21 protein-coding genes and 1 pseudogene are annotated in these 24644 nt (G+C 72.1%); 12 read left to right on the top strand and 10 right to left on the bottom strand.

Going from position 1 to position 24644, the window contains the following annotated elements; genetic code table 11:
* The first annotated feature begins 83 nt into the window (after positions 1 to 83).
* The 5 genes from ACIP6W_RS04020 (at position 84) to ACIP6W_RS04040 (ending at position 3950) form a co-directional block, all read left to right on the top strand.
* Positions 84 to 641 (top strand): NADPH-dependent FMN reductase, encoded by a 558-nt coding sequence (locus ACIP6W_RS04020; RefSeq protein ID WP_209684271.1) that lies wholly within the window; start codon positions 84 to 86, stop codon positions 639 to 641.
* Between the two features lie 156 nt (positions 642 to 797).
* Positions 798 to 1310, top strand: coding sequence for a MarR family winged helix-turn-helix transcriptional regulator (locus ACIP6W_RS04025; protein WP_400428387.1), 513 nt, complete (start codon positions 798 to 800; stop codon positions 1308 to 1310).
* A gap of 121 nt (positions 1311 to 1431) precedes the next feature.
* Positions 1432 to 1938, top strand: a complete 507-nt coding sequence (locus ACIP6W_RS04030) for a Dps family protein (RefSeq protein WP_126891959.1) — start codon at positions 1432 to 1434, stop codon at positions 1936 to 1938.
* Between the two features lie 10 nt (positions 1939 to 1948).
* On the top strand, positions 1949 to 2749 hold the full coding sequence (locus ACIP6W_RS04035; protein WP_251154202.1) for an SDR family oxidoreductase: 801 nt from the start codon (positions 1949 to 1951) through the stop codon (positions 2747 to 2749).
* Between the two features lie 7 nt (positions 2750 to 2756).
* Positions 2757 to 3950 (top strand): NAD(P)/FAD-dependent oxidoreductase, encoded by a 1194-nt coding sequence (locus ACIP6W_RS04040; protein WP_251154203.1) that lies wholly within the window; start codon positions 2757 to 2759, stop codon positions 3948 to 3950.
* Positions 3951 to 4045: 95 nt separating this feature from the next.
* Here ACIP6W_RS04040 and ACIP6W_RS04045 read toward each other — a convergent pair whose 3' ends face one another.
* From ACIP6W_RS04045 to ACIP6W_RS04060, 4 genes and pseudogenes are all read right to left on the bottom strand, one after another.
* Positions 4046 to 5143 (bottom strand): alpha/beta fold hydrolase, encoded by a 1098-nt coding sequence (locus ACIP6W_RS04045; protein ID WP_251154204.1) that lies wholly within the window; start codon positions 5141 to 5143, stop codon positions 4046 to 4048.
* Positions 5144 to 5184: 41 nt separating this feature from the next.
* Entirely contained in the window at positions 5185 to 6060 is an 876-nt protein-coding gene (locus ACIP6W_RS04050) for an SMP-30/gluconolactonase/LRE family protein (RefSeq protein ID WP_400428390.1), read from the bottom strand.
* Positions 6061 to 6314: 254 nt separating this feature from the next.
* Positions 6315 to 7148 carry a DUF1206 domain-containing protein gene (locus ACIP6W_RS04055; RefSeq protein WP_209684283.1) on the bottom strand — a complete coding sequence of 278 codons (834 nt, stop codon included), beginning with the start codon at positions 7146 to 7148 and terminating at the stop codon, positions 6315 to 6317.
* 115 nt (positions 7149 to 7263) lie between these two features.
* Positions 7264 to 8432, bottom strand: a pseudogene (locus tag ACIP6W_RS04060) (RtcB family protein).
* A 507-nt stretch (positions 8433 to 8939) separates the two neighbouring features.
* On the opposite strand from ACIP6W_RS04060, the gene ACIP6W_RS04065 reads away from it, so the two are divergent.
* Positions 8940 to 10757: a glycoside hydrolase family 15 protein gene (locus tag ACIP6W_RS04065; protein WP_066651704.1), complete on the top strand. Its 1818-nt coding sequence runs from the start codon at positions 8940 to 8942 to the stop codon at positions 10755 to 10757.
* Positions 10758 to 10821: 64 nt separating this feature from the next.
* Here the strand turns inward: ACIP6W_RS04065 and ACIP6W_RS04070 are convergent, their stop codons facing one another.
* Positions 10822 to 11883 (bottom strand): sodium:calcium antiporter, encoded by a 1062-nt coding sequence (locus ACIP6W_RS04070; protein ID WP_400428392.1) that lies wholly within the window; start codon positions 11881 to 11883, stop codon positions 10822 to 10824.
* 126 nt (positions 11884 to 12009) lie between these two features.
* Between ACIP6W_RS04070 and ACIP6W_RS04075 the strand changes: the two genes are divergently transcribed.
* Complete coding sequence (locus ACIP6W_RS04075) at positions 12010 to 12612, top strand: DUF1992 domain-containing protein (protein ID WP_066651702.1); 603 nt, start codon at positions 12010 to 12012, stop codon at positions 12610 to 12612.
* Positions 12613 to 12817: 205 nt separating this feature from the next.
* On the opposite strand, the gene ACIP6W_RS04080 is transcribed toward ACIP6W_RS04075, so the two are convergent.
* Positions 12818 to 13504, bottom strand: coding sequence for a hypothetical protein (locus ACIP6W_RS04080; protein WP_066651700.1), 687 nt, complete (start codon positions 13502 to 13504; stop codon positions 12818 to 12820).
* A 206-nt stretch (positions 13505 to 13710) separates the two neighbouring features.
* Here ACIP6W_RS04080 and ACIP6W_RS04085 point away from each other — a divergent pair, with 206 nt between their 5' ends.
* The 4 genes from ACIP6W_RS04085 to ACIP6W_RS04100 all read left to right on the top strand — a co-directional run bounded on the left by ACIP6W_RS04085 (position 13711) and on the right by ACIP6W_RS04100 (position 18570).
* Positions 13711 to 16182, top strand: coding sequence for a phosphoketolase (locus ACIP6W_RS04085; RefSeq protein WP_400428395.1), 2472 nt, complete (start codon positions 13711 to 13713; stop codon positions 16180 to 16182).
* Positions 16183 to 16558: 376 nt separating this feature from the next.
* Positions 16559 to 17242, top strand: coding sequence for a fumarylacetoacetate hydrolase family protein (locus ACIP6W_RS04090; protein WP_311205791.1), 684 nt, complete (start codon positions 16559 to 16561; stop codon positions 17240 to 17242).
* A 178-nt stretch (positions 17243 to 17420) separates the two neighbouring features.
* Positions 17421 to 18386 carry a sugar phosphate isomerase/epimerase family protein gene (locus ACIP6W_RS04095; RefSeq protein WP_400428397.1) on the top strand — a complete coding sequence of 322 codons (966 nt, stop codon included), beginning with the start codon at positions 17421 to 17423 and terminating at the stop codon, positions 18384 to 18386.
* A 10-nt stretch (positions 18387 to 18396) separates the two neighbouring features.
* Entirely contained in the window at positions 18397 to 18570 is a 174-nt protein-coding gene (locus ACIP6W_RS04100; RefSeq protein WP_158407720.1) for a hypothetical protein, read from the top strand.
* A 307-nt stretch (positions 18571 to 18877) separates the two neighbouring features.
* Here the strand turns inward: ACIP6W_RS04100 and ACIP6W_RS04105 are convergent, their stop codons facing one another.
* The 3 genes from ACIP6W_RS04105 to ACIP6W_RS04115 form a co-directional block, all read right to left on the bottom strand.
* On the bottom strand, positions 18878 to 21400 hold the full coding sequence (locus ACIP6W_RS04105) for an ATP-dependent DNA ligase (RefSeq protein WP_400428399.1): 2523 nt from the start codon (positions 21398 to 21400) through the stop codon (positions 18878 to 18880).
* Entirely contained in the window at positions 21397 to 22287 is an 891-nt protein-coding gene (locus tag ACIP6W_RS04110; protein WP_400428401.1) for an SDR family oxidoreductase, read from the bottom strand. The genes ACIP6W_RS04105 and ACIP6W_RS04110 overlap by 4 nt, the downstream gene beginning before the upstream one ends.
* A 99-nt stretch (positions 22288 to 22386) precedes the next feature.
* Complete coding sequence (locus ACIP6W_RS04115) at positions 22387 to 22941, bottom strand: hypothetical protein (RefSeq protein WP_066651688.1); 555 nt, start codon at positions 22939 to 22941, stop codon at positions 22387 to 22389.
* 92 nt (positions 22942 to 23033) lie between these two features.
* On the opposite strand from ACIP6W_RS04115, the gene ACIP6W_RS04120 reads away from it, so the two are divergent.
* A complete protein-coding gene (locus ACIP6W_RS04120) occupies positions 23034 to 24119 on the top strand; it encodes a Ku protein (RefSeq protein WP_400428403.1) in 1086 nt (361 codons plus the stop codon).
* Here ACIP6W_RS04120 and ACIP6W_RS04125 read toward each other — a convergent pair.
* The gene (locus ACIP6W_RS04125) at positions 24116 to 24616 is read right to left on the bottom strand and encodes a DUF6328 family protein (protein WP_400428405.1); all 501 of its coding nucleotides are present in this window, start codon (positions 24614 to 24616) and stop codon (positions 24116 to 24118) included. The genes ACIP6W_RS04120 and ACIP6W_RS04125 overlap by 4 nt on opposite strands.
* Positions 24617 to 24644 lie beyond the last annotated feature (28 nt).

The following is a 24644-nucleotide window of genomic DNA, read 5'->3' on the forward strand; positions in this document are numbered from 1 at the left end:
CGGGAATGGCGCACTCAGCGAGCACATTGGTTGTCCCTGACACCATTCCGTGACCGAACGGTCACGGACAGAAGGGATCCACCATGACGAACGTCCTCGCCCTCGTCGGCAGCCTGCGCGCCGGCTCGATCAACCGGAAGCTCGCCGAGGCTGCCGAGCAGCACGCCCCCGAGGGGATCACCCTCACGACGTTCGACGGCATCGTCGACCTGCCCTTCTACAACGAGGACATCGACGGCGACACCCCGCCGGCCGCCGCCGTCGCCTTCCGCGACGCCGTCGCCGCAGCGGACGCGGTCCTGCTCGTCACCCCCGAGTACAACGGCACGATGCCGGCCGTGCTGAAGAACGCGCTCGACTGGGGCTCGCGGCCCTTCGGCTCGTCGCCGCTGTCCGGCAAGCCGCTCGCGGTGATCGGCTCGGCGTTCGGCCAGTACGGCGGTGTGTGGGCACACGACGACGCCCGCAAGTCGGCGGGGATCGCGGGTGCGAAGGTCCTGGAGGACGTCAAGGTCGCCATCCCGCAGTCGGTGGTCCGGTTCGCGGAGACCCACCCGCGCGAGGACGCCGAGGTCGTCGAGCTCGTGCAGGGCGCGCTCCGCGCCCTGGCCGGTGCGGCGGACGAGCGCGTCGCCGCCTGATCCGCCCGGTCGCCGTCGGGCGACCAGGAGACGGTCTGGAGGCGCGGTGCCGGCTGGCACCGCGCCTCCCCTCCGTCCGGGGCAGCGCCGAGGACTCGTCCACAGCACGCGGATCCGCTAGGCAGGCGAGATACCAGACGGGTTACCCTGAACGGCATGTCGACGCAGGAGATCACGGAGGCGTCGGGGTACTGGTTCCCCGACGACGACGCCACACAGCGCGGCGTCGCCGTGCTGAACGCCCTGCGTCGCTACCGCGCCGCCGAGACCGCGATGCGGCGACGGACCCGCGACTCGATGGGCATGGGCGAGACCGACCTGCTCGCCGTCCGCTACCTGCTGCAGGCACAGCGTGCGGGTCGGATGGTCAAGCCGAAGGACCTGGCCGCCTACCTGAAGATCTCGTCGGCCTCGACGACGATCCTGATCGACCGCCTGGTGAAGTCGGACCACGTCCGCCGCGAGCCGCACCCCACCGACCGTCGCGCACTGGTGATCACCCCCACGACCGAGACCGACGACGAGGTCCGCGCCACCCTCGGGACCATGCACCGGCGGATGATGTCGATCGCCGAGGGGCTGTCCACCTCCGACGCGCGTGTCGTCGCGACGTTCCTCGAGCGGATGCGCGACGCCGTCGACCAGGTGGACCCCGCGCTCGAGCACTGACCCCGGTGCCGTCCGCGCGTCCGACCACCCCGCGGGGGACGCCAGGGTGCACGCGCACTGGGAACGCCGAGCACGCGACCGCGTAGACCAGAAGGGTCACCGACCGCGAAAGGAGCCGATCATGCACGCATCGGACAAGCTCGCCGCCAACCTCCAGGCCGTCCTGGTGGACCTCGTCGACCTGCACCTGCAGGGCAAGCAGGCCCACTGGAACATCCTCGGACACAACTTCCGCGACCTGCACCTGCAGCTCGACGAGATCGTCGACGCCGCGCGTGAGTTCGCCGACGACACCGCGGAGCGCATGCGCGCCCTCTACGCGATCCCGGACGGCCGCTCGGCCACGGTCGCCGCGGGGACGCACCTCGACGCCTTCCCGGACGGGGAGATCGACACGCACGACGCCATCGACGCGATCACGCTCCGGCTCTACCAGGCCACCGGCACCATGCGCGACGTGCACGACGAGGTCGACGACGAGGACCCGACGACCGCGGACCTGCTCCACGGCTTCATCGAGCGCCTCGAGCAGCTCGCCTGGATGGTCTCGGCCGAGAACCGCGAGCCGCGCACGCCGCTCGCCGCCGCCACGACCCCGGCCGTCGCCGAGGCCTCCGAGCACGAGTAGGGGACGCGACGTGGACCTCGGCATCACCGGCAAGGTCGCGCTCGTCTTCGGTGGCGACTCCGGCATCGGCTGGAACACGGCTCGCATCCTCCTGGCGGAGGGTGCGACCGTGGTCGTCACCGACCTCGACCAGGGACGACTCGACACGAGCGCCGACCAGCTCGAGGCGCCGCACGGCAAGCTCTTCGCCTTCGCCGCGGACGTGACGGAGGCCGAGTCCCTCGCCGCGCTGCACGGCAAGGTGCGCGACGCCGTCGGCGAGATCGACATCCTCGTGCAGTCCTCGGGCATCACCGGTGCGCAGGGCATGTTCCACGAGATCGACGAGCAGGGCTGGCTCGACACCATCGACGTCGACCTGATGGGCCCGGTGCGGATCACGCGCGAGTTCATCGGCGACCTGCGCAAGGGCGGCTGGGGTCGCATCGTCTACCTCGTGTCCGAGGACGCCTCGCAGCCCTACGACGACGAGCTCCCCTACTGCGCCGCGAAGGCCGGTGTCCTGTCGTTCGCGAAGGGCCTGTCGCGGTCGTACGCGTCCGAGGGCCTGCTCGTGAACACCGTGAGCCCGGCCTTCATCCACACCCCGATGACCGACGCCATGATGGACAAGCGCGCGAAGGAGCAGGGGACCTCGTTCGACGAGGCGATCTCGAACTTCCTCGACGAGCAGCGTCCGTACATGGAGCTCGGCCGCCGCGGGGAGCCCGAGGAGGTCGCGAACGTCGTCGCCTTCCTCTGCTCCGACCTGGCGAGCTTCGTCAACGGGTCGAACTACCGGGTCGACTCCGGCTCGGTCGCCACCATCTAGGAGGACCATGAGCGACTTCCGCTACCTGATCGTCGGAGGCGGGATGGTCGCCGACGCTGCCGCCCGCGGGATCCGCGAGATCGACGCCGACGGCTCGATCGGCATCGTCAGCGAGGAGACCGACCGTCCGTACGCCCGTCCGGCCCTGTCGAAGAAGCTCTGGACCGACCCGGACTTCAGCTGGGACGAGAAGGTCGACCTGCACACCGAGGAGACCGGGGCGACGTTCGTGCTCGGGACCGTCGTGACGGCGATCGACCGCGAGGCGGGGACCGTCACGACGGACGACGGCCAGACCCACGGCTACGAGCGCCTGCTGCTCGCGACCGGTGGGAAACCGCGCAGCCTGCCCGGCCTGTCGCCCTCGTCGCGGGTCCTCGACTTCCGCAGCGCGGACGACTACCGCCGACTCCGCGCCCTCGCGGACGCCGGAGCGCACGTCGCCGTCGTCGGCGGCAGCTACATCGGCACCGAGATCGCCGCGGGCATCGTGCAGAACGGCGCCAGGGTGACCCTGGTGACGCCCGACGAGGTCCTCGGCGGGCACATGTTCCCGGACGACCTCGCCCGGGCCTTCCAGCAGCGCTTCGTCGACCACGGCGTCGAGCTCCGCACCGGACGACGGGTCGACCAGGGCACGGAGTCGGAGGGCGGCGTCAGCCTCACCCTCGACGACGGGTCGGTCCTCGAGGCCGACGCGGTCGTGGCCGGACTCGGCATCGAACCGCAGACGCAGCTCGCCGCCGACGCGGGTCTGACCGTGCGCGACGGCATCGTGGTGTCGTCGACGCTGGTGACGGACGACGAGTCGGTGTTCGCCGCCGGCGACGTCGCCGAGTACCCGGACCGCATCCTCGGCACGCGCCGGGTCGAGCACGTCGACAACGCGAAGCAGCAGGGCCGGCAGGCAGGCCGGAACCTCGCGGACGCGGACGAGACGTACGACCACACGCCGATGTTCTACTCGAACGTCTTCGACACGGGGTACGAGGCCGTCGGCCAGGTGTCCACCGAGCTGCAGACCGTCGAGGACTGGCAGGAGCCGCTCACCACCGGCGTCGTCTACTACCTGGACGACGACGACACGGTCCGCGGGGTCCTGCTCTGGAACGTCTCCGACAAGACGGACGAGGCCCGCGGGGTGCTCGCCGACGCCAACGGGCTCACCCGGGACATGCTGCCGGGCCGCATCACGCCGTGACCCGCGGATCCTGACGCCGGCGGCCTGGAGGCGCGGCCCGACCTGACGGGGTCGGGTCGCGCCTCCAGGCCGTCGCCGTGTTCGCGGTGCCCGGGTCAGGACCGGTCGCGCACCTCGGGTGCGACGTCGTCGACCACCTCGCGGCGGTCGTCCGGGTCCACGGGGATGCCGTCGCCGTCGGCCATCGCGACCGCGTGCGCGGACTTCGCCCGCTCCAGCTGCTCGTCGTCGCCCTTCGCCATGCCGAAGAGCTCGATGAAGCGCGACTTCACGACCAGCCAGGCATCCTTCGGACCCAGCCGGGCCAGGTCGGACGAGGTCGTGTCGTCGCGCACCCGCTGCAGCGAGCCGACGCCACGGTCGGTGATCTGCCCGTCGACGAGGGCCACCGCGAGGCGGGCCACCGCGTCCGCCTGCGCGTGCATGACCGAGTGGGCGCCGCCGACCACCTCGCGCAGGACCGCGTGCGGGAACACCCGGGCGAGGGACCGCACCCAGTCACGGGGCACCATCGCGTCGTGCTCACCGCGGACGATCAGGGTGCGCGCCCGCACCTCGGCGGCGCGGTCCTCGATCGGGAACGCGATCATCTCCGGCAGCACCTTCCGGAACCAGTGCCAGCCGCAGAGCGCGTAGGCGGTGACCCCGTGCCAGCGGACGGCCGCGGGCTCGTGCAGCGCCGACCGCAGGAAGCGGAGCGCCGAGATCGGGATGCTCCGGGCGCGGCTGTCGACGACCGGACTGATGAGCACGAGGTCGCGGATGTGCGGGTTGCGCGCGGCGACCTCGGTGACGACCTGGGTGCCCATCGAGTGCCCGACGAGCACCGGGTCCTCGAGCCGCAGCTCGCGGATGACCTGCTCGACCGCGTCGGCGTAGCGCTCGATCGACACGGCACCACGGAAGCGCGGGACCCCGGCGAAGCCCGGCAGGTCGAGGGCGTGCACCGGGCCGTTCTCGTTGAGGTGCGGCGCGAGCCGCTCGTAGTAGGTGGCGGCGATGCCCAGACCGGCGACGAGGACGAACGCACGGTCGCCCGGCTGCCCGATCGAGCTCACCCGGACGTAGGTGCCGTCGACGGCGATCCGGTCGACCTCGACCTGCACGTCGGCGTCCTCGGCACGCGCGAGCGCACCGGCGGGGTCGGGTGCGGGCGGCGGGGTCCGGTCGTCCTGGTCGTCCTGTTCGGTCACGGGGCCTCCTGGGATCGGCGACCTCCCACCGTACCCGCCGTTCAGCCGCCGAACGCGGAAGCGGGCGCGCCGTGCACCCGGGTGGGGACCGCGAACACCGCCCCGGAGTGCGGGTACTGCTCGAGCTGTTCCTCGGTGCTGTTCTCGCGCGCCGTGGCGACGAAGAGCGTCGACGCGTCCGGTCCGCCGAAGGCCACGGAGGTCACGTTCGGCGCGGGCACCTCGACGGTCTCGAGGTGTCGGCCCTCGGCGTCCCAGCGCTCCACCCGGCCGGCGCCGTAGACCGCCGTCCAGAAGCAGCCCTCGTCGTCGCGGACCAGCCCGTCGTGTGCGGCGCCGCTGACGAAGGGCTCGAGTTCGCCGAGCACGCCGTCGGGGCCGTACGAGCCGCGGTAGATCGTCGAGGTGCTCGTGTCCGTGACGTACATCACGCTGCCGTCCGCCGACCACTCGATGCCGTTGGTCACGCCGAAGCCCCCGCGGAGCACGCGCGTCGTACCGTCGGGCTCGACCGAGTACAGCGCTCCCGCCGGGTCCTGGTCGGAGAGGTCCATGCTGCCGACGAGGAACCGACCGAAGGGGTCGCACTTGCCCTCGTTGAACCGCATCTCGGTGGTCGCGTGCTGCACCCGCACCAGCTCGCGCTCGACGACGCCGCGCTCGTCGGTGAGCACGACCGTGTCGCCCAACGCCGCGACGAACCCGCCGGCGGCGCGTGGCTGGAAGCTCGCCAGGGGCGGCGGCAGTGCGACGCTCGACTCGACCGTGCCGTCCGCGCGGGCGGTGGTGAGCAGGCCCAGGGTGATGTCGGTCCAGCGGAGCCGCTCGTTGGTCGGGTCCCAGACGATGCTCTCGGCGAGGACCGCCTGCTCGTCGCAGAAGACGGTCACGGGCCCGGTCACGGCGTCGGTGTGCATGCGTCCCGTCTACCGGGGCCGGCGTGCACGACCTGCCAGCGAGATGCGGCGGACTCGGTCGGACCGCGGGGGCCGGAGACCGCCCGAGACACCGGCGTCGGACGGAGACGCCTTCATCCCGGCGAGACGCCGTCGGATCCGGCGGCGCCTCGACGACTCGGGTGCGTCCGGTACCGACGCCGGCGTCTCACAGCGGTCCACACGGACCGACGCCGGCGTCTCGCGCGAACCGCACCGACCGACGCGGGCTCGGGTCAGAGGCGCGCGAACCGGGCGCGGAAGAAGCTGTAGACGCCGTACGCCAGGAACCCGATGCCGACCGCGACGAGCACCACCGATCCGGCGGGCAGGTCGCGCAGCGCGTCGAACGCCCCGTCGAGCCCCGTCGCCTGGTCCGGGTCGCTCCGGACGCCGGCGACGACGATCAGCACCCCGACGACCGCGACGGCGATCCCCTTGCCGACGTACCCGACGGTCCCGAGCACGGTCACGGCACGGTCGAGGGGCTGCCGCGGCCGGACGAGCTGCTTCCAGAAGGAGCGACGGCACCCCTGCACGACCAGGGCCGCACCGATCGCGATCGCCACGGCACCGACGGCGATCAGCAGGAACACCCCGCCGGGCGTCGCGAGGGCCTCTGCCGCCGCGCTCCGGGTCGACCCGCTGGAGTTCGTGCCGGCCCCGAGCGCGAACGACCCGGCCGAGTACGAGACGACGCCGTAGACGACCGCCTTGCCGACGTCCTTCGCCCGTGCCGCCCACCCGCGGGCGCTGTCGGACCGGCCGCCGACGACCGCCTCGAGCAGGAGCCGCAGGGCCAGCGCTGCGGTGCCGACGGCGACGACCCAGAGCAGGGCCACGCCTCCGGGGACCTCGGCGAGCTGCCGCAGCGCTCCCGACTGGTCCGTCTCGCTGCCCCCGGACGCGTTCCCGATCCCGAGGAGCACGACGAGGTACCCGATCAGCAGGTGGACCACACCGCTGCCGACGTACCCGGCCCGCGCCGTCAGCTCGAACCACCTGCTGTCGGCGACACGCTTCGCCTGTCGTCCGGTCTCGCGTGCTGCTCGTTCCGCCTGGTCGCTCATCCCTTCGAGCGTGCCCGACGCACGGACCGCTGTCCGCAGCGGGGCGCACCGCGTGTCGGGACGAGCGCCGGACGGGAGGCACGTGGCGGACGGCCACGCGCCTCCCCGTCCGGTGTCAGTCACCCTTGACGTTGACGACCTGCCGCAGCGTGTGCCGGACCGTCACCAGGTCGACGGCATCCGCCATGACCTGGTCGATGGGCTTGTAGGCCGCGCGGGGATCTCGTCGAGGAACGCGTCCGTGTCGCGGTACTCGATCCCCGCCATCGCCTCGCGCAGCTGCTCGTGGGTGAAGGTCCGCCGGGCAGCGGACCGCGAGAACAGCCGACCGGCGCCGTGCGGCGAGGACTCGAGCGACGGCTTGTCACCGAGCCCCTCGACGACGTAGGAAGCGGTCCCCATCGATCCCGGGATGAGACCGGGCTGCCCTGCCTTCGCCTGGATGGCACCCTTCCGGGACACCCACACGCTCTTGCCCCAGTGCGTCTCACGCTGGGTGAAGTTGTGGTGGCAGTTGATCCGCTCCTGCTCGTCCACCGGCTGGCCGAGCACCTCGGACAGCTGCCGGACGACCCGGTCCATCATCTCCTCGCGGTTGAGGAGCGCGAAGTGCTGCGCCCACCGGAGCTCGGCGATGTAGCGGTCGAACTCCGGGGTGCCCTCGACGAGGTAGGCCAGGTCGGGGTCCGGCAGCTCGATCCACCAGCGCTGCATCATCCGCTTGGCGACGGCGATGTGCCGCTGGGCGATCTTGTTGCCGACGCCGCGCGACCCGGAGTGCAGGAAGAGCCAGACCCGGTCCTGCTCGTCGAGCGAGACCTCGATGAAGTGGTTGCCCGAGCCGAGCGTGCCGAGCTGGTTCCGCCAGCCGCCGTGTGCTCCGGCCGGGTCGAACCCGGCGGCCGCGGCCATCGCCTCGAGCTCGGCGATCCGCGGCTCGGCGGTGGCGACGACCTTCCGGTTCGACGCCCCGGCGGACAGCGGGACCGCGCGCTCGATCTGCTCGCGGAGGGGCTGCAGGTCGGCGGGCAGGTCCGCGGCAGCGAACTGCGTGCGCACCGCGATCATGCCGCAGCCGATGTCGACGCCGACGGCCGCCGGCATGACGGCGCCGAGGGTCGGGATCACGGAGCCGACGGTGGCGCCGAGACCGAGGTGCGCGTCGGGCATCAGCGCGAGGTGCGGGAACACGAACGGCATCCGGGCCGTCGTGCGGGCCTGCTGCTCGGTGTTCTCCTCGAGCATCGAGGCCCAGCTGAGCAAACGGTCGTTGATCTTCTCCACGGTGTTCGTCCTTCGTCGTGACGGTCATCGACGGCCGGGCGGCCGTCGTGGTGACGGCCGGGCGGCCGTCGTGGTGACGGTCCGGGGCGGACGGATCCTGCGCCTCCGGCTCGGTGCAGTGCACCTGTGGAGGAACGACGGGAGGGACGCCCCGGGCCGGGTGGGCACGGGACGTCGGGGGACGGCGCGTGCCTACGCGGGTTCGCGGAGGGACGGGTTCGCGTACTGCACCGCGGGCAGCACGACGAGCGCATCGAGCTGGCGCTCGAGGCGGCTGCTGTGCTGCTGGGCGTGCATCGCGGTCCCTCCGTGGGTGCCCGGGGCGGGCGGTCCTGCCCGACGGGCAGGAGGACCGACAGTAGTGCGACACGCCCGGGCCGCACAACTCACCCGGGCGTGTCGCGGTTCTCCCGGCCGTTCCTGCACGGTCGGGAGGCACACCACGACCGTCCACAGCGGGGTACGCCCGGCTGATGGTCGCCCCGCCGGGCCGGGCAGGCTGGTGGTATGACCGAACGGACCCGCGACACCCCCGACGCGAACGACAACGAGGAGCGCACCGACGGCTACGTGCCGCTCCGCTCCTACGGAGCCATCGGTGACGGCCGCACGGTCGCGCTCGTCGCACGCGACGGCCGGATCGACTGGCTGCCGATCCCCTCGATGGACTCCCCACCGGTCTTCGCGAGCATCCTCGACGCCGAGCACGGGGGGCACATCGCACTCCGTCCCACCGGCGACGCCAGCGTCGAGCGCGAGTACCTGCCGGGCACGAACGTGCTCGTCACGACGTGGACGACCGACAGCGGGTCCTGCACGGTCACGGACGCGATGGTCACCGGCGTCGCCGGTCGGCTGCCGTGGGCCGAGATCGGCCGCTGCGTGCAGGGTGTCTCCGGCACCGTCGAGATGGAGTGGGCGGTCGTCCCCGGCACCCTGCTGAACACGGCGGAGCCGCGACGCATCGACACGGCCAACGGCACGGTGATCGGTATCGACGGCGTGACCATCGGCATCGTGCAGCACGGCTTCGAGCCCGTGCACGACGACGGGCCTCGGTTCTCCGGACGCTTCACCACCAACGAGGGGTCGAAGTCGATCCTGACGATCGTCGGTACTGAGAACGAGCCGATCTTCATGCCCGAGCCGGAGCGCACGCTCGACGCGGTCGACCGGACGATCGAGAACTGGTCGACCTGGTCGGAGACCTTCTCGTACGACGGCCCGTGGGCCGACGCCGTGCAGCGCAGTGCGCTCGCGCTGAAGCTGCTCATCTACTCGCCCACGGGTGCGATCGCGGCGGCGCCGACGACGAGCCTGCCCGAGGACCGCACGGGCGGCAAGAACTGGGACTACCGGTTCGCCTGGGTCCGCGACCTGTCGTACACCGTGCACGCCCTCACCCGCTTCGGGCTCCGCGAGGAGACGCACGCGGCGGTGTCCTGGGTGATGCGGACCATCGCCGAGCACGACGAGACCATGCCGATCTTCTACGACCTGAACGGCGAGAAGACCGACGGCGTCGAGGAGCGCGACGTCCCCGGGTGGAACGGCATCGGTCCGGTGACGATCGGCAACCGTGCGGGCGACCAGCTGCAGCTCGGTGTCTGGGGTGACGTCTTCGAGATCCTCCGTCAGTACGTCAAGGCGGGCAACGTGCTCGACCGCCAGACCGCGAGCGTGCTCGAGCGGCTCGCGGACGACGCCTGCCACCGATGGCCCGAGCAGGACTCCGGTATGTGGGAGCTCCAGGAGGCGCAGCACTACGTGTCGAGCAAGGTCGGGTGCTGGCAGGCGCTCGACGCTGCGGTGGAGCTCCACGACGCCGGCATGATCGACGGACCGCGCGAGAAGTGGATCGAGAACCGCGAGCTCATCGAGCAGTGGGTCGCCGAACACGGGTGGGACGAGGAGCGCGGGTACTACGTGATGTACCCGGGGTCCGACGCGATCGACACCTCGATCCTGCTGCACGCGATGTCGTCGTTCGACCGCGGCCCGCGCATGGCGTCGACCATCCGCGCGATCGAGGAACAGCTGCAGCACGGCCCCCTGGTCTACCGGTACTCCGGCATGGACCAGGAGGAGTCGCCGTTCGTCGCGTGCTCGTTCTGGCTCGCGGCCGCCATGGCGTGCACCGGTCGGGTGGACGATGCCCGTTCCCTGATGGACGACATGGTGGCGCAGGCGAACGACGTCGGCCTGTTCAGCGAGATGCTCAGCGCCGAGGACGGGGCGTTCATGGGCAACATCCCGCAGGGGCTGTCCCACCTCGCGCTCATCCAGGCGGCGCTGACGATCGAGGAGGTCGCCGCCGAGTCGTGAACCGGGCGCGGACCCGGACGGGCGGGTCGGTGGTGCCCGCCCGACCGCGACGGTCGTGCGCTGCTCAGCCGAGGGTGATCGCCACGAGGCCGGCGACCCCGACCAGGTAGAGCACGACCACGACGAACGAGTCGACGCCCATGCCGATGATCCGCCGCGCCGGCCGGAACACCAGGCCGACCGCGTAGACCAGCGTCAGCAGCGCGGCGAGGGCCGTCAGGTACACGTCACTCGCGTTCGCCTGCGGCAGCACCGCCTTGCCGGACAGCACCGTGGCGACCAGGAACAGCACCGGCAGGAACGCGTTGCCGCCGAAGATGTCCGACATCGCGAGGTTGTCGTCGCCTTGCCGGACGGCCTGGATGCCGGTGGAGATCTCCGGCAGGCTCGTGGCGAGGGCCAGCACCGTGGCGCCGAAGAGCACCCCGGACAGCCCGATCTGCTCCGACGCCGCATCACCCGCACGTTCGAGGACGACACCGGCGACCAGCGTCGCGAGGGCCGACACCGTGAAGACGACCGCCGCCTTCCGGGTGCTCATCCGCGGTGGGTCCTGCTTCCGTGTCCGGTGCCCCGACGCGTGCGGTGACGCGTCGGGCGCCCGGCCGTCCTGGTGCCACGGCAACCCCTTGCCGGCGCGCTGCACGAGCAGGAGCCCGACGACCCAGATGGCTGCGATGAGCACCACGTCCGGTGTGAGTCGTGCGACCACGAGGTCGGGCGGGAGCTGACTGCCGGCCACGACCACGGCGAGCACCGCGACGACGACGACCGCCTCGAGCACGAGGGTCAGCGACGCAGCACGGTAGGTGAGCGGCCGCACCCCCTTGCCCCGTCGGCCGAAGGCGTCGAGGATCGCGATCACGACGGTCTGCAGGGCGATGCCACCGAGGATGTTGCCGGCAGCGACCTCGATGTTGCCGGACAGGCCCGCGCTGACCGTGATGGCGATCTCGGGCAGGTTCGTCGCGACGGCCAGGACGATGAGCCCGCCGAGCGCGCTCCCGAGGTGCAGCCGGTCGTCGAGGACGTCGGTGGTCTTCGAGAGCTGGATGCCTGCGACCCAGATCACCGCGGCACCGGCCACGAAGATCACGACGAGCATCCAGAGCGGCAGGGATCCCATGCCCTCACCGTGGCCCCCGGCGGCCGCGACCGCTCCGAGGTGTGCGCCGAACGGCTCGACGGCGACCGGCCAGCGTGGACGGCCGCTGAGCACACCGTCGGCGGTGCGGCGCATGATGGACGGGCGATGAACGACGTCGATGCACGGATGGACCGGCTGCGGCGAGCCGCCCGGTACCGGTACCAGCAGCTCGTGGACAGCGAGATCGAACGCGGCTCCCTCGACCCGGACGAGGTCCGCGAGGAACGACGCCTGCTCCGGCTGCAGGACGTCGAACGGCACGCTCGTGCCCGCATCGAGGAGGCCGAGCGCCGCGGGGTCTTCGAGGGGAACCCGTACCACGGCAAACCGCTGCCGGGGAACGACGGACGGCACGACCCCGACTGGTGGATCAAGGCGAAGATCGAGCGTGAGGACATCCGCGGCATCGCCCCGCCGGCGCTGGCGCTGCGGACCGAGGACGCCGAGCTCGACGACCACCTTGACGCGCTCACGACCGAGGACGACGTCCGCGCGGTCCTCGTCGACTTCAACGCCCGCGTCAAGGAGGCCCGACGGCAGCTGCTCGGCGGACCGCCGGTCGTCACGCCGATGCGCGACGTCGACGTCGAGGTGGAGCGGTGGCGCGAGCGGCGGGACGCCCGCCGCGCCGCGGACGAGCGGGCGACCGCCGACCGTGCGGCTGCGGAGCAGGCGGCACGGCCGCGTCGGTGGTGGCGTCGGGCGTGACCTGGGCAGCACGAGGCGCGCACCGTGTCCTCGTCCGCCGTGCCGGACCGCGGCCGGTGTCGCGGCGCTGGGCCGTGCCTCCAGGCCGACCCGATCGACCGCACCCGCCTGCGCTGCCGGCCCGGACGTGCAGAAGGCGCCGCTCCCGTGGTGGGGAGCGGCGCCTTCTCGTGGTGGTGCCGGTGCGGTGGTGTGCCGCGGGGTGTTACTTGATCTGCGCGGTGATGGTCGCGGTGCCGACGAGCAGCCCGCCCTTGACGGCGTCGGTCTTGAAGGTGCTGTTGAGCAGCTTCGCGGCGTCGTCGGAGACGTGGACGGTGGTGCCGGTCAGGATGGCGTTGTCACCCTCGAGCTGCAGCGGCTTGAGCGTGCCACCGTGCAGCGAGAACAGGTAGGCGTTCGACGCGGCGACCTCGCCGTTGACGAGGACGTCACCGTAGAGCTTCGACGAGCCCGGGTTCACGACGAAGTTCTCGAGCGTGACCGTGGTGTCGCCGGCCTTGAGGGTCAGACCGGAACCGTTGTGGTCCAGCAGGCCCTGCACGTAGGGGCGGTAGTTGCCGTCCGGGCTCCAGTAGGTGACCGAGCCAGCGGTGATCGGGAACGACACGGAGCCGTCCTCGAGCTTCGCGTCGCCGGAGACGCCCGGGGTCAGCCCGAGGGAGGTGAGGGCGTCGGTGAAGCCCTTGTCGAGTGCGACGGCGGTGTTGCCACCCTTGACCTCGGGGACCGATGCGACCGGGGCCGGGATCTTCGAGGCCTCGGACGAGGACGAGACCGTCTGCACGTTCGGAGTCGCGGCGTTCGCCGTGCTGATGCCGAACGCGGCACCACCGAGGACGAGGGCGCCGGTGGTGGCGAGGGTGATCGAGGTCTTCATGGACTTGCGCATGAGTGGGTTCCTTCCGTTGTCGCGCTCGGCGCGATTCCCTGTGTGCGCGCCGAACACACCCCGAAGAGGGGTGGAGAACCAGCTACTTGCGGCTGGTGAGCGCTCCGGGTGTTTCCCGGCTGATGCAAGGGATTCGGGGCCCTCGCCCGATCGGATTGGACGAAGTTCCTGGGGAACTCCGGCCCCCTGCTCCGTAGCGTGGAGACATGGCCCCCGTACACATCCCGAGCACCGACCGGATCCGGGCGATCGACGCCTGGTGGCGCGCCGCGAACTACCTCACCGTCGGGCAGATCTACCTCCTCGACAACCCACTGCTCACCCGTCCCATCGACCCGGACGACGTGAAGCCGCGCCTGCTCGGGCACTGGGGCACCTCCCCCGCGCTGAACCTCGTCTACGCGCACTGCAACGCGCTCATCGCCGAGACCGACCGCGACCTCCTCTACGTGTGCGGGCCCGGGCACGGTGGCCCCGCGATGAACGCGAACGCCTGGCTCGAGGGGACCTGGGGCGAGCTGTACCCGGACATCACGCCGGACCCCGAGGGGCTCCGGAAGTTCTTCAAGCAGTTCTCGTTCCCGGGCGGCATCCCGTCCCACGCCGCCCCGGAGACGCCCGGATCCATCCACGAGGGCGGCGAGCTCGGCTACTCGCTCGCGCACGCGTACGGCGCGGCGCTCGACAACCCGGACCTCGTCGTGGCGTGCGTCGTCGGTGACGGCGAGGCCGAGACCGGTCCCCTGTCCGGCTCCTGGCAGGCGCACACCTTCCTCGACCCGGTGTCCGACGGGGCCGTGCTGCCGATCCTCAACCTCAACGGCTGGAAGATCGCGAACCCGACCGTCCTCGCGCGCATCCCCGACGAGGACCTCACCGCGTACTTCCGTGGCCTCGGGTACGAGCCGATCGTCGTCGACTCCGCACGCGTGGACCACGACCCGTTCGCGGTGCACGCGCTGTTCGACGGTGCCCTCCGCCGCGCGCTCGCGAGCATCGACGACATCCAGGCCGCCGCTCGGGCCCAGGCCGAACGGGCCGCAGCCGGACAGCCGGCAGGCGCAGCCGACCTGCGTCCGCGCTGGCCGATGATCGTGCTCCGTACCCCGAAGGGCTGGACCGGCCCGCAGGAGGTCGACGGCGAGCGCGTCGAGGGCACCTTCCGCGCCCACCAGGTCCCGCTGCCGGCCGTGCGCGAGGACGCCGGACACCGCGAGCAGCTCGAGGAGTGGATGCGGAGCTACCGCCCGGACGAGCTGTTCGACGCCGACGGCCAGCCGACCGGGATCCTCACGACCATCCGGCCGCAGGGCGACCTCCGCATGAGCGCCACGCCGCACGCCAACGGCGGGCGCATCCGCACCGCGCTCGACCGTCCGCCGCTCGAGCCGTACGCGGTCCCCGTCGGCGAGGACGCCAGCTCGACCGCGACCCTCGGGGCGTGGCTCGCGGAGCTGACCTCGCGGAACGGCTCGTCCTTCCGCCTGTTCGGGCCCGACGAGACGGTGTCGAACAAGCTCGACGCCGTGTTCGACGTGACCTCCCGGGTGTGGCGTGCCCGTCGCGCGGCCGGTGACGAGCACCTCGGCGCTCGTGGCCGGGTCATCGAGGTCCTGTCGGAGCACCTGCTCGAGGGGATGCTCGAGGGCTACGTGCTCACCGGCCGCCACGGACTGCTCAACACCTACGAGGCGTTCGCGCACATCATCGACTCGATGGTCGGGCAGTACGCGAAGTGGCTCGAGTCGTCGACCGACATCGACTGGCGCGCGCCCGTGTCGAACCTGTCGATCCTGCTGTCGTCGCACGTGTGGCGGCAGGACCACAACGGCTTCTCGCACCAGGACCCGGGCTTCCTCGACGTCGTCGCCTCGAAGCAGCAGGACCTCGTGCGCATCAAGCTCCCGGCGGACGCGAACACCCTGCTCGCCGTGGCAGCGCACGCGTTCGAGACCACGGACCGCATCGAGGTGATCGTCGCCGGGAAGCACCCCGAGCCGGTCTTCCTGACCCTCGAGGACGCCGTCGCGCACGCGGCTGCCGGGCTCGGCGTCTGGGACTGGGCCGGCACCGAGCAGACGGTCGGACGCGCCGATGTGCTCCTCGCGAGCGCCGGTGACGTGCCGACGGTCGAGGCCGTCGCCGCCGCGGACATCATCCGGAAGCACGCGCCCGAGGTCGGGGTCCGCTTCGTGAACGTCGTGGACCTGCTGTCCCTCGGCGACCCGCGGAAGCACGAGCACCCGGTCAGCGACGAGCGCTACGACGAGGTCTTCCTGCCCGGCACGCCGACGGTGTTCGCCTTCCACGGCTACCCGTCGCTCGTGCACCAGCTGACGTACCGCCGGAACGGCCACGACGACCTGCACGTGCACGGCTTCCTCGAGCAGGGCACCACCACGTCGCCGTTCGACATGCTCATGCTGAACGAGATGGACCGCTTCTCGCTGGCGCACGACGCACTGTCGCGGGTCGACGCCGACGCGCACGCTGACCTGCTCGCGAAGCTCACCGAGGCGCGGGACGCCGCGCGGACCTTCGCCTACTCGAAGGGCGAGGACCACCCGTCGCTGTCGGGCTGGGAGTTCCGAGGGTGGCCGCAGGACGAGCCGACCGACGGCGGGACCGGGGGCGACCCGGGCGCCGGCGAGACGGAGGGCGCGGCACCCGGCAACTGACGTCCCGCGTCTCCTGCACGCTCCTCCTGCACAGCCTGGAGGCGCTGCGAACCGTCCACAGGACCGGTCACGCCCGTCGCGTGGCCGGTCCTGTGCCGTGAGGCTCGGGGCACGGACGTCGGATGGGTGAGCGCGGTGTCACCGACGAACCCGACGACCTGGTCAAGCGACGGCTCGCCAGGGTCGAGCGCGCTGTCGAGATCCTGCTCGCGGACCCGCACTACGGCCCCCTCGTGGAGCCGGAGGGGCGGCTGGAGTTGCTCGAGGACCTCCGGCAGGAGTCGCGGGAGCGCCAGGAGCGGGCACGCGCGCGGGAGCGGCACGATCTCCACGAGGACGCCTCGCTCGCCGGGAGTCGACGTGCCAGGCTGGGCACGTGCAGGACCTCGTCATCTCCGCTCCGGACCAGCCCACGCTGCCGACCACGGCCGGCGGTCGGTTCCCCGTCCGTCGGGTGTACTGCGTCGGTCGCAACTACGCAGCCCACGCCCGGGAGATGGGCCACGACCCTGACCGCGAGCCGCCGTTCTTCTTCACGAAGCCGGCCAGCGCCCTGGTCACAGACGGCGCCGACACCCCCTACCCGCCGGGTACGGACCGTCTCGAGCACGAGGTCGAACTCGTCGTCGCGCTCGGTCGTGGCGGGTCGGACGTCGCCGTGACGGACGCCCTCGACCTGGTGTGGGGCTACGGCGTGGGCATCGACCTGACGCGTCGCGACGTGCAGGCCGAGGCCAAGCGGCTCGGTCGGCCGTGGGACCTGGCGAAGGGCTTCGACGCCTCGGCCCCGGTCGGGACGCTCGTCCCGGCCGCCGGGGTCGACCCGACCACCGGTGCGATCGGCCTCCGCGTGGACGAAGCACTGCGACAGTCGGGCGACCTGGCCGACCAGGTCTGGTCGGTAGCCGAGACGATCGCCGAGCTCTCGCGGTGGGTGACCCTCGCCCCGGGTGACCTGCTGTTCACCGGGACCCCGGACGGCGTCGGGCCGCTGCAGCGCGGCCAGGTCGTCACCGGCTTCGTCGCCGAGGTCGGAACGGTGACGACCCGTATCGTCTGACCTCCGGGCGCGGTCGGACGGTGCGCGACCACGCACCGCTGGGAACGTCCGCAGGCCCGAGGCGTACACCGGTCGGTGACGCCGGGGGACCATCGGCGCCAGACCACGGGACACCGCGAGCGTGCTCGACGCCGAGCGCGCCGGGGACGGGTGCGTGTCCCGACCGAGGAGGTGCGCCGTGCAGGAACACGACCTGCTCGCGACGTCCTGGACCTGGGCGGGCGACGAGCCGATCGCCGACCGGGTCCGAGCCGTCGGGGATGCCGGGTTCTCCGGCCTGTCACTGTCGCTGGACGACCTCCACGAGGTGCGGGCGACGACCGGGTTCACGGCACTGCGACGTGCCCTCGACCGAGCCGGGATCGTCTGGGTGCAGCTCGGCCCCCTCGACCGCTGGTGGAGCCACGGCGGACGCTCGACGGACGACGAGGCCGACCGTGGGGTCGTGCTCGAAGCGGCAGCGACCCTCGGCGCCTGGCAGGTCGTCGTCCGTGCCGACACCGGTGTCCACCCGGTCACGCCAGCGGCGATGACCGCGGACTTCGTCGACCTCGCCGCGCAGGCCGAGAAGGTCGGGGCCCGCCTGGTCCTCGAACCGGAGCCCTGGTCGAACCTGCCCACCGTCGAGCGGGCATCGCGCTTCGTCGCCGCGGCCGGCCACCCGAACGCCGGGCTGCTCCTGGACGCCATGCACACGCTCCGCGGCGGCTCCACACTCGCCTCGATCGCCCAGGGCGTCGCGCCGGAGGTGCTCGCCGCGGTGGAGCTCAGCGACGGCCTGCTGCACACCCCGTCCGGACTCACCCTCGCCGAGGAGTCCCGCAGTGCCCGACACCTGCCGGGATCGGGCGCATGGGACCTGCCCGGGCTCGTCCGCGTGCTCCGGGGGCTCGGACACGAGGAGCCCTGGGGTGTCGAGGTCCGGACGGCCGCGCACCGGGCGATGCCCCTGGCCGACGCGCTCCGGACCGCAGTGGCCGCGACCCGGGCCGTGCTCGACGCCGCGGACGCCGCGGACGAGCCCGCTGCCCCGGCGATGCCGACCACGCCTGCCCCGACCTCCGCCGTCGACTTCGACGTCGCCGCACCTCCGCTCGATCGACCGGCACCCCGGACCGACGCGGGTACAGGCGCACCCGCGTAGCGTCGGGCGCATGACGGATCACGCAGCAGACGACGACCTCCTCCGGCGCTCGCAGGAGTCCATCGACGAGGCCAAGGCGGCAGCCGCCGAGGTCGACCTGCCCGAGCAGGAGGACCTGATCGACGAGGACCTGCCCGCCGCGGACACCGCGAAGCCCGCCGACGGTCCCGCGCCGGCCGCCTGAACGGGCCGACCGAGGACCACCGGAGACCGTCCGGGAGCCGAGCTCCCGGACGGTCTCCTCGTGTCCGCAGCGGCTCTGCAGGAAGAAATCCGACGAACAGCGTGACGAACCCCGGAGTCGACCCGTCACACCAGTGGGCCCCGGAACCGTGGGGGTTCCGGACGCCCGGGCTCTGGTGATCCCGGGCCGTGGACGCGCCGTGGTCGGCCACCCCTGATCGCCGACCGCGGTGCACCGGCGGCGGTCCGTGCGTCCCCTGATCCGGCGCACGGACCGCCTCTGCCCGTGATCGCCGAGGCCGACCAGGTCAGGACTCGCGGACGACGTCCTCGGGCCCCTTGTCGGGCCGCCACCCGCGCCACGACGGCTGCCGGAGCCGACCGTCCGCCGTCCACTCGGCGAACTCGACCTCACCGACCCGACGAGGTGTGACCCAGTGGGCGTCGCGGGCATCCGGGCGAGGGACCTCGACGAACGGCGAGGTCTTCCGCTCCGTCTTCCCGAGGGCCTCCCCGATCTCGTCCAGGTCGCGGTCGCTGAACCCCGTCCCGACCCTGCCCACGTACTCGAGTCCGTCCGGGCCGGGTACGCCCAACAGCAGCGATCCGACGCCACCGGCCCGGCGCCCCCTGCCGGGCCGCCACCCACCGACGACGACCTCCTGCGTGGCGTGGTGCTTGATCTTCACCCAGGCCTCGGAGCGGCGGCCCTCGGCGTACCGCGACGACCGTTTCTTCGCGACGACGCCCTCGAGCCCCCGCTCGCGCGACTCCGCCACGGCGTGGTCCAGGTCACCGTCGCCCGCCTGGGGCACCTCGATCACACCGCCCGCTTCGACGACGGTCAGGAGCGCCTCGCGCCGGGCGTCGTAGCCGAGCCGGGTCAGGTCGTGTCCGTCGGCCTCGAGCACGTCGAAGAGCAGCAGGCGCACGGGGGCCCGGCGCCGTGCGGCCTCGACCTCGCGCGGCCGAGTCAGCCCCATGCGGTCCTGCAGCAGGCCGAACGACGGACGCCCGCGCTCGTCCAGCGCCACGACCTCGCCGTCGAAGACCCCGTCGACCCCGGCCCGCTCGCCCAGCTCCTGCAGCTCCGGGTACTGCGCGGTCAGGTCGTTGTCGTTGCGGCTGCGCAGGGTGACCCGTCCGTCGCGCACGGTCGCCAGGGCACGGACGCCGTCCCACTTCATCTCGAACGCCCAGGCCGCCGGGTCGAGACGCGGCTCCCCCTGCACGGGGCTCGCGAGCATGGCCCGACGCTCGGCGGGCGACGTCCTCGCGGGCGCGGCACGTCCGATCCGCTGCCGCTCCGCAGCGCTCGGCGTCGGTGTCCGGGAGGCTCGAGCCGCATCCGCCTCGCCACCCCCGTCGGCGAGACGGTCCGGTTGGTCCTTCGTGCGGTGGATGAGCCAGTTCTGCTCGTCGCCGTCCTTCCCGCGGCCCCGCCCTCGGGTGTGCAGGAGCGCCAGCCGACGGACGCCGTTCGTGCGGCCGTGCAGCGTGACGATCACCTCTTCGCCGTCGCGCCACTTCTCGAGCTCGTAGGTGCCGTCGTCCCAGATCGTGACGGTCCCCCCGCCGTACTCGGCCTGCGGGATCGTCCCCTCGAACGAGCCGTACTCGAGCGGGTGGTCCTCGGTCTGCACCGCCAGGTGGTTCTTCCCGGGGTCGGTCGGCTCGCCCTTCGGCAGCGCCCAGCTCACGAGCACACCCTCGTGCTCGAGCCGGAAGTCGTAGTGGTCCCGGGTCGCGTGGTGCTCCTGGATGACGAACGTCGGCGTGCCGTCCTTCCGCACGGTCGGTGCGCCCTCGGGCACCGGCTCCGGCGTCCGCGACGCATCGCGCTTCGCGCGGTAGGCCGCGAGGCGGTCGCGAGCCGGTTGCTCTGCCTCGTTCGCACGCTGGGTCCGGTCGCCGTCCCAGTGGCCGTGGTCGGTCCTGCCCACCGCCAGCGAGGCGGAGACGACCGGGTGCAGGAGGTCGCCGTGGGCCTCCAGGCGGTCGAGGACCTCCTCGAACTCCAGCTGGGCGAACCCGCGCTCCTCGAGCTCCCGCCAGGTCCGCGGCGCGGCGACGGTCGGCCGGTCACGGCCGCGCAGGGAGTACGGCGCGATCGTCGTCTTGTTGCCGTTGTTCTGCGACCAGTCGACGAAGACCTTGCCCCGTCGCTCGGCGCGGCTCATCGAGGACAGCACCAGGTCGGGCAGGTCCTGCTCCAACGCCCGGGCGAGCTCGTGCGCGACGTCGGACACCTGTGCGGTCGTGGCGCGCCCGTCGAGCGCCGCGTACAGGTGGATGCCCTTCGAGCCGCTCGTCACCGGGTACGGGTCGAGCCCCATGCCGTGCAGGATCTCGCGTGCGGCGAGCGCCACCTCGACGCACTCCGGCAGCCCGACACCCTCGCCGGGGTCGAGGTCGAGCACGAGCCGGTCCGGACGTTGCTGCGCGCCGCGGGGACCGAACCGCCACTGCGGGACGTGCAGTTCGAGCGCCGCCTGCTGCGCCGTCCAGACGAGCGTCGGCAGGTCGTCGACGATCGGGTACTCGGTGTCGTGCTCCTTGTGCGCGATCGTGTGGTGACGGACCCAGTCGGGCGCCGATTCGGGCAGGTTCTTCTCGAAGAAGACCCCGCCGTCCACGCCGTTCGCCCAGCGCTTCCGCGTCACGGGGCGGTCCTTGACGTGCGGGATCATCCACGGCGCCACCCGCTCGTAGTAGGCGATGACCTGGCCCTTGGTCGTCCCGGTCGCCGGGTAGAGCACCTTGTCGGTGTTCGTCAGGGCGATCCGACGGTCGCCGACCGTGACGGTGGTCTTCCGGGCGACGGGGCTCACAGCGCGACCCCGGTCGCTCCCGCCACGGTCAGGGTGCTGCCGGACGTGTACGAGGACTCCGGGCCGGCGAGGTGGACGTAGGCGCTGCCGAGCTCGACGGGCTGCGCCGGACGGCCGAAGGGGGTGTCCTGACCGTAGGCGGCGATCTCGTCACCGGGGTAGCTGATCGGCTGCAGCGGCGTCCACACCGGCCCCGGCACGACGCAGTTCGCCCGGATGCCCTTCGCCGCGAGCTGGCGGGCGAGACCGTTCGTGTAGGTGATGATGGCGGACTTCGTGGCGGCGTAGTCGATCATCCGGTCCTGCGGTTGGTACGCCGAGACGGAGCTCGTGGTGACGATCGCGCTGCCGGGCGCCATGTGCGGGACGGCCGCTCGCACCAACCAGAACATCGAGTAGAGGTTGACCTTGATGGTGCGGTCGAAGTCCTCGGTCGACTGCTCGGTCACGTCCTCGTGCACCTGCTGGTGTCCGGCGACGAGCACGAGCGCGTCGAGGCCGCCGAGCTCGCTGACGGCGTCGCGCACGAGGGTGTCGCAGAACGCCTCGTCGGTCAGGTCGCCCGGCAGCAGCACGGCCCTGCGCCCGAGGTCGCCGACGACGTCGCGCACCTGTTCCAGGTCCTCGCGTTCCTCGGGCAGGGCGTTCATCGCGACGTCGGCCCCTTCCTTCGCCATCGCGATCGCGGCAGCTCGCCCGATGCCGGAGTCGGCTCCGGTCACGAGCACCCGGTACCCGGGCATCCGCCCCGTCCCGAGGTAGGCCGTCTCGCCGTGGTCGGGCGCCGGGTCCATCGCGCTGGCCAGCCCGGACCCCTGCTGGGTCTGCGGCGGGAACGGCGGCCGGGCGTACTGCGAACGCGGGTCCTGCTTGTCGAGCTGGCTCATGGGCCCATGGTGCTCGCCGTGGCGGCACGACGGTTCAGGACCGGGCTGTTCCGTGGACGGGTCGTCCTGACACAGGAGCTGTGCAGGGACCGGCGGCCGTCAGGCCGTCGTCCGCACCGGGGCGGCGAGCAGCTGCTCCGCGCCGACCCGGTCGCCGCGTCCTTGCACGAGGGTGCCGACCCCGAGTACGGCCCAGACGACCGCGACACCCCAGTCGCCCGCGGTCCCGGACGCCGCGAGGATCGCCCACAGCGCGGCCAGCCCGACGAACACGCACCCGCTGGTGCGTCGCTGCCGGGCGTCCGCCAGCCACCGTTGCACCCGCGGACGCCAGACCGCGTCCGGGACCTCGGCGGGGACGCGTCCGTCGTCCACCCACCGTCGCGTCGCGACGACGGCGGCACGACCGCCCCGTCGCGCCCAGGACCAGACCTGCAGCGCGGGGAGCACGACCGCCAGCGCGAGGCCGAGCACGACGACCGCGACCCAGGGGACCGGTCGCGGTTGCAGCGCGAAGAACACCGCCGGTGCGACCGCCCCGCCGACCGTCAGGGCGACGAGCTGCCACCACCCCGACGCGCCGATCCGATCGTCGTCCGTCGTCGCCGTCGCCGTCGCCTCGCTGGCCGTCGTCGTCTCGTGGTCCCCCGTCATGTGCGGCACGATACGCCCTCCGGTGTCGTGCGCGGCTGGCGATCCGCCCGGAACTGAGGGCCCGTCGCCGCACTCGCGGGCATCATGTGCCCATGAGGTCGATCTGGAAGGGCTCCATCGCGTTCGGGCTCGTCAACGTGCCCATCAAGGTGTACGCGGCGACCGAGACCCACGACGTCTCCCTGCACCAGGTGCACGACGAGGACAAGGGCCGCATCCGGTACAAGCGCGTGTGCGAGTTCGGCCACGAGGTCGAGTACGCCGACATCCAGCGCGCCTACGACGACGGCGACAAGACCGTCGTGCTGACGTCCGACGACTTCAAGCAGCTCCCCGAGGAGCAGTCGCACGAGATCGAGGTGCTCGAGTTCGTGCCCGTCGACCAGGTCGACCCGATGATGTTCGAGAAGTCGTACTACCTCGAGCCGGACTCCCGCTCGCCGAAGGCCTACGTGCTGCTCCGCGAGACGCTGTCGAAGACCGACCGGCTCGCGATCGTGCAGTTCACCCTGCGGCAGAAGACCCGGCTCGGCGTGCTGCGGGTGAACGAGGACGTCATCCTGCTGCAGGGGCTGCTCTGGGGCGACGAGGTCCGGGCTGCTGACTTCGCGGCCCTCGACGCGTCGGTGAAGGTCAGCGCGAACGAGCTGAAGATGTCGTCCTCGCTCGTCGAGAGCATGTCCGCCGACTTCGACCCGGACCGCTACACGGACTCCTACCAGGAGGAACTGCAGCAGCTCATCGACGCGAAGCTCGAGGCCGGCGACGACGTCGACACCGCGGAGACGTTCGGCGAGCGCTCCGAGGACGAGAAGGACGGCGACGGCGGGGACGTCATCGACCTGATGGCGGCCCTGCGGGCCTCGGTGGACAAGAAGCGGTCCGGCCCGTCGGGGTCGTCGCGGTCCTCGTCACGGTCATCGTCACGGTCCGGAGGCTCTGGGTCGCGCTCGTCGTCCGGCGCACGGTCGTCGTCCGGTTCCGCTGGTGCGGACCGGGACGCGGAGGCGGAGAAGGCCCCCACCGAGGAGGCACCGGCCGGGAAGGCACCGGCGAAGAAGACCCCCGCGAAGAAGGCCTCCGCAAAGGAGACCTCCACGAAGAAGGCCCCCGCGAAGGAGACCTCCACGAAGAAGGCTCCGGCGAAGAAGGCCCCCGCGAGGAAGCAGGCCAGCTAGCCGTCGCGTCGGGTCCGGCGGAGCGCGAGCGGGATCGAGACCCAGAGCACAGCCGTGCCGAGGAACACGACCACCCCGCCGATGATCCCGCCGACGTCCCCGATCACGACGTCGAACACGAACAGCACGGTGCCCGAGAAGAGCAGCGCGCTCGCCGCGAGCGCCGCGATGAGCAGCGCGTTGCCGGCACGCACCAGATCGTGCTTCTGGCGCTGCCGGAACACCAGACGGTGCGCGGAGACAGCGGACAGCGCGACGACCGTGATCACCACGGCGAGCGCGACGAGCACGAGGTAGACGACCTCCTCGCTGGTGCTGAGCATCGTGAACCGCTGCTGGAACGGCAACGTCAGCAGGAACCCGGCCAGGATCTGCGTCCCGGTCTGCACGATCCGGAGCTCCTGCTGGATGTCCGACCAGTTCCGGTCCCACCGCTCGGTCGGGGTCTCGTGCCGCCCGCGTTCGGTGTCCTGTGCTGCACCGCTGACGTCGCTCATGCGCCGAACCTACTGCGCCGGACCCACG

It is taken from the genome of Curtobacterium sp. NPDC088465 (assembly GCF_044753165.1).
Classification (GTDB): Bacteria; Actinomycetota; Actinomycetes; order Actinomycetales; family Microbacteriaceae; genus Curtobacterium.

What these genes read in the sequence shown, in the direction of transcription:
- ACIP6W_RS04065 (WP_066651704.1), top strand. Translation starts at nt 8,940, where the DNA reads ATGACCGAACGGACCCGCGACACCCCCGACGCGAACGACAACGAGGAG.
- ACIP6W_RS04085 (WP_400428395.1), top strand. Translation starts at nt 13,711, where the DNA reads ATGGCCCCCGTACACATCCCGAGCACCGACCGGATCCGGGCGATCGAC.
- ACIP6W_RS04070 (WP_400428392.1), bottom strand. Translation starts at nt 11,883, where the DNA reads ATGGGATCCCTGCCGCTCTGGATGCTCGTCGTGATCTTCGTGGCCGGT.
- ACIP6W_RS04020 (WP_209684271.1), top strand. Translation starts at nt 84, where the DNA reads ATGACGAACGTCCTCGCCCTCGTCGGCAGCCTGCGCGCCGGCTCGATC.
- ACIP6W_RS04075 (WP_066651702.1), top strand. Translation starts at nt 12,010, where the DNA reads ATGAACGACGTCGATGCACGGATGGACCGGCTGCGGCGAGCCGCCCGG.
- ACIP6W_RS04025 (WP_400428387.1), top strand. Translation starts at nt 798, where the DNA reads ATGTCGACGCAGGAGATCACGGAGGCGTCGGGGTACTGGTTCCCCGAC.
- ACIP6W_RS04050 (WP_400428390.1), bottom strand. Translation starts at nt 6,060, where the DNA reads ATGCACACCGACGCCGTGACCGGGCCCGTGACCGTCTTCTGCGACGAG.
- ACIP6W_RS04125 (WP_400428405.1), bottom strand. Translation starts at nt 24,616, where the DNA reads ATGAGCGACGTCAGCGGTGCAGCACAGGACACCGAACGCGGGCGGCAC.
- ACIP6W_RS04115 (WP_066651688.1), bottom strand. Translation starts at nt 22,941, where the DNA reads ATGACGGGGGACCACGAGACGACGACGGCCAGCGAGGCGACGGCGACG.
- ACIP6W_RS04055 (WP_209684283.1), bottom strand. Translation starts at nt 7,148, where the DNA reads ATGAGCGACCAGGCGGAACGAGCAGCACGCGAGACCGGACGACAGGCG.
- ACIP6W_RS04100 (WP_158407720.1), top strand. Translation starts at nt 18,397, where the DNA reads ATGACGGATCACGCAGCAGACGACGACCTCCTCCGGCGCTCGCAGGAG.
- ACIP6W_RS04110 (WP_400428401.1), bottom strand. Translation starts at nt 22,287, where the DNA reads ATGAGCCAGCTCGACAAGCAGGACCCGCGTTCGCAGTACGCCCGGCCG.
- ACIP6W_RS04120 (WP_400428403.1), top strand. Translation starts at nt 23,034, where the DNA reads ATGAGGTCGATCTGGAAGGGCTCCATCGCGTTCGGGCTCGTCAACGTG.
- ACIP6W_RS04030 (WP_126891959.1), top strand. Translation starts at nt 1,432, where the DNA reads ATGCACGCATCGGACAAGCTCGCCGCCAACCTCCAGGCCGTCCTGGTG.
- ACIP6W_RS04040 (WP_251154203.1), top strand. Translation starts at nt 2,757, where the DNA reads ATGAGCGACTTCCGCTACCTGATCGTCGGAGGCGGGATGGTCGCCGAC.
- ACIP6W_RS04080 (WP_066651700.1), bottom strand. Translation starts at nt 13,504, where the DNA reads ATGCGCAAGTCCATGAAGACCTCGATCACCCTCGCCACCACCGGCGCC.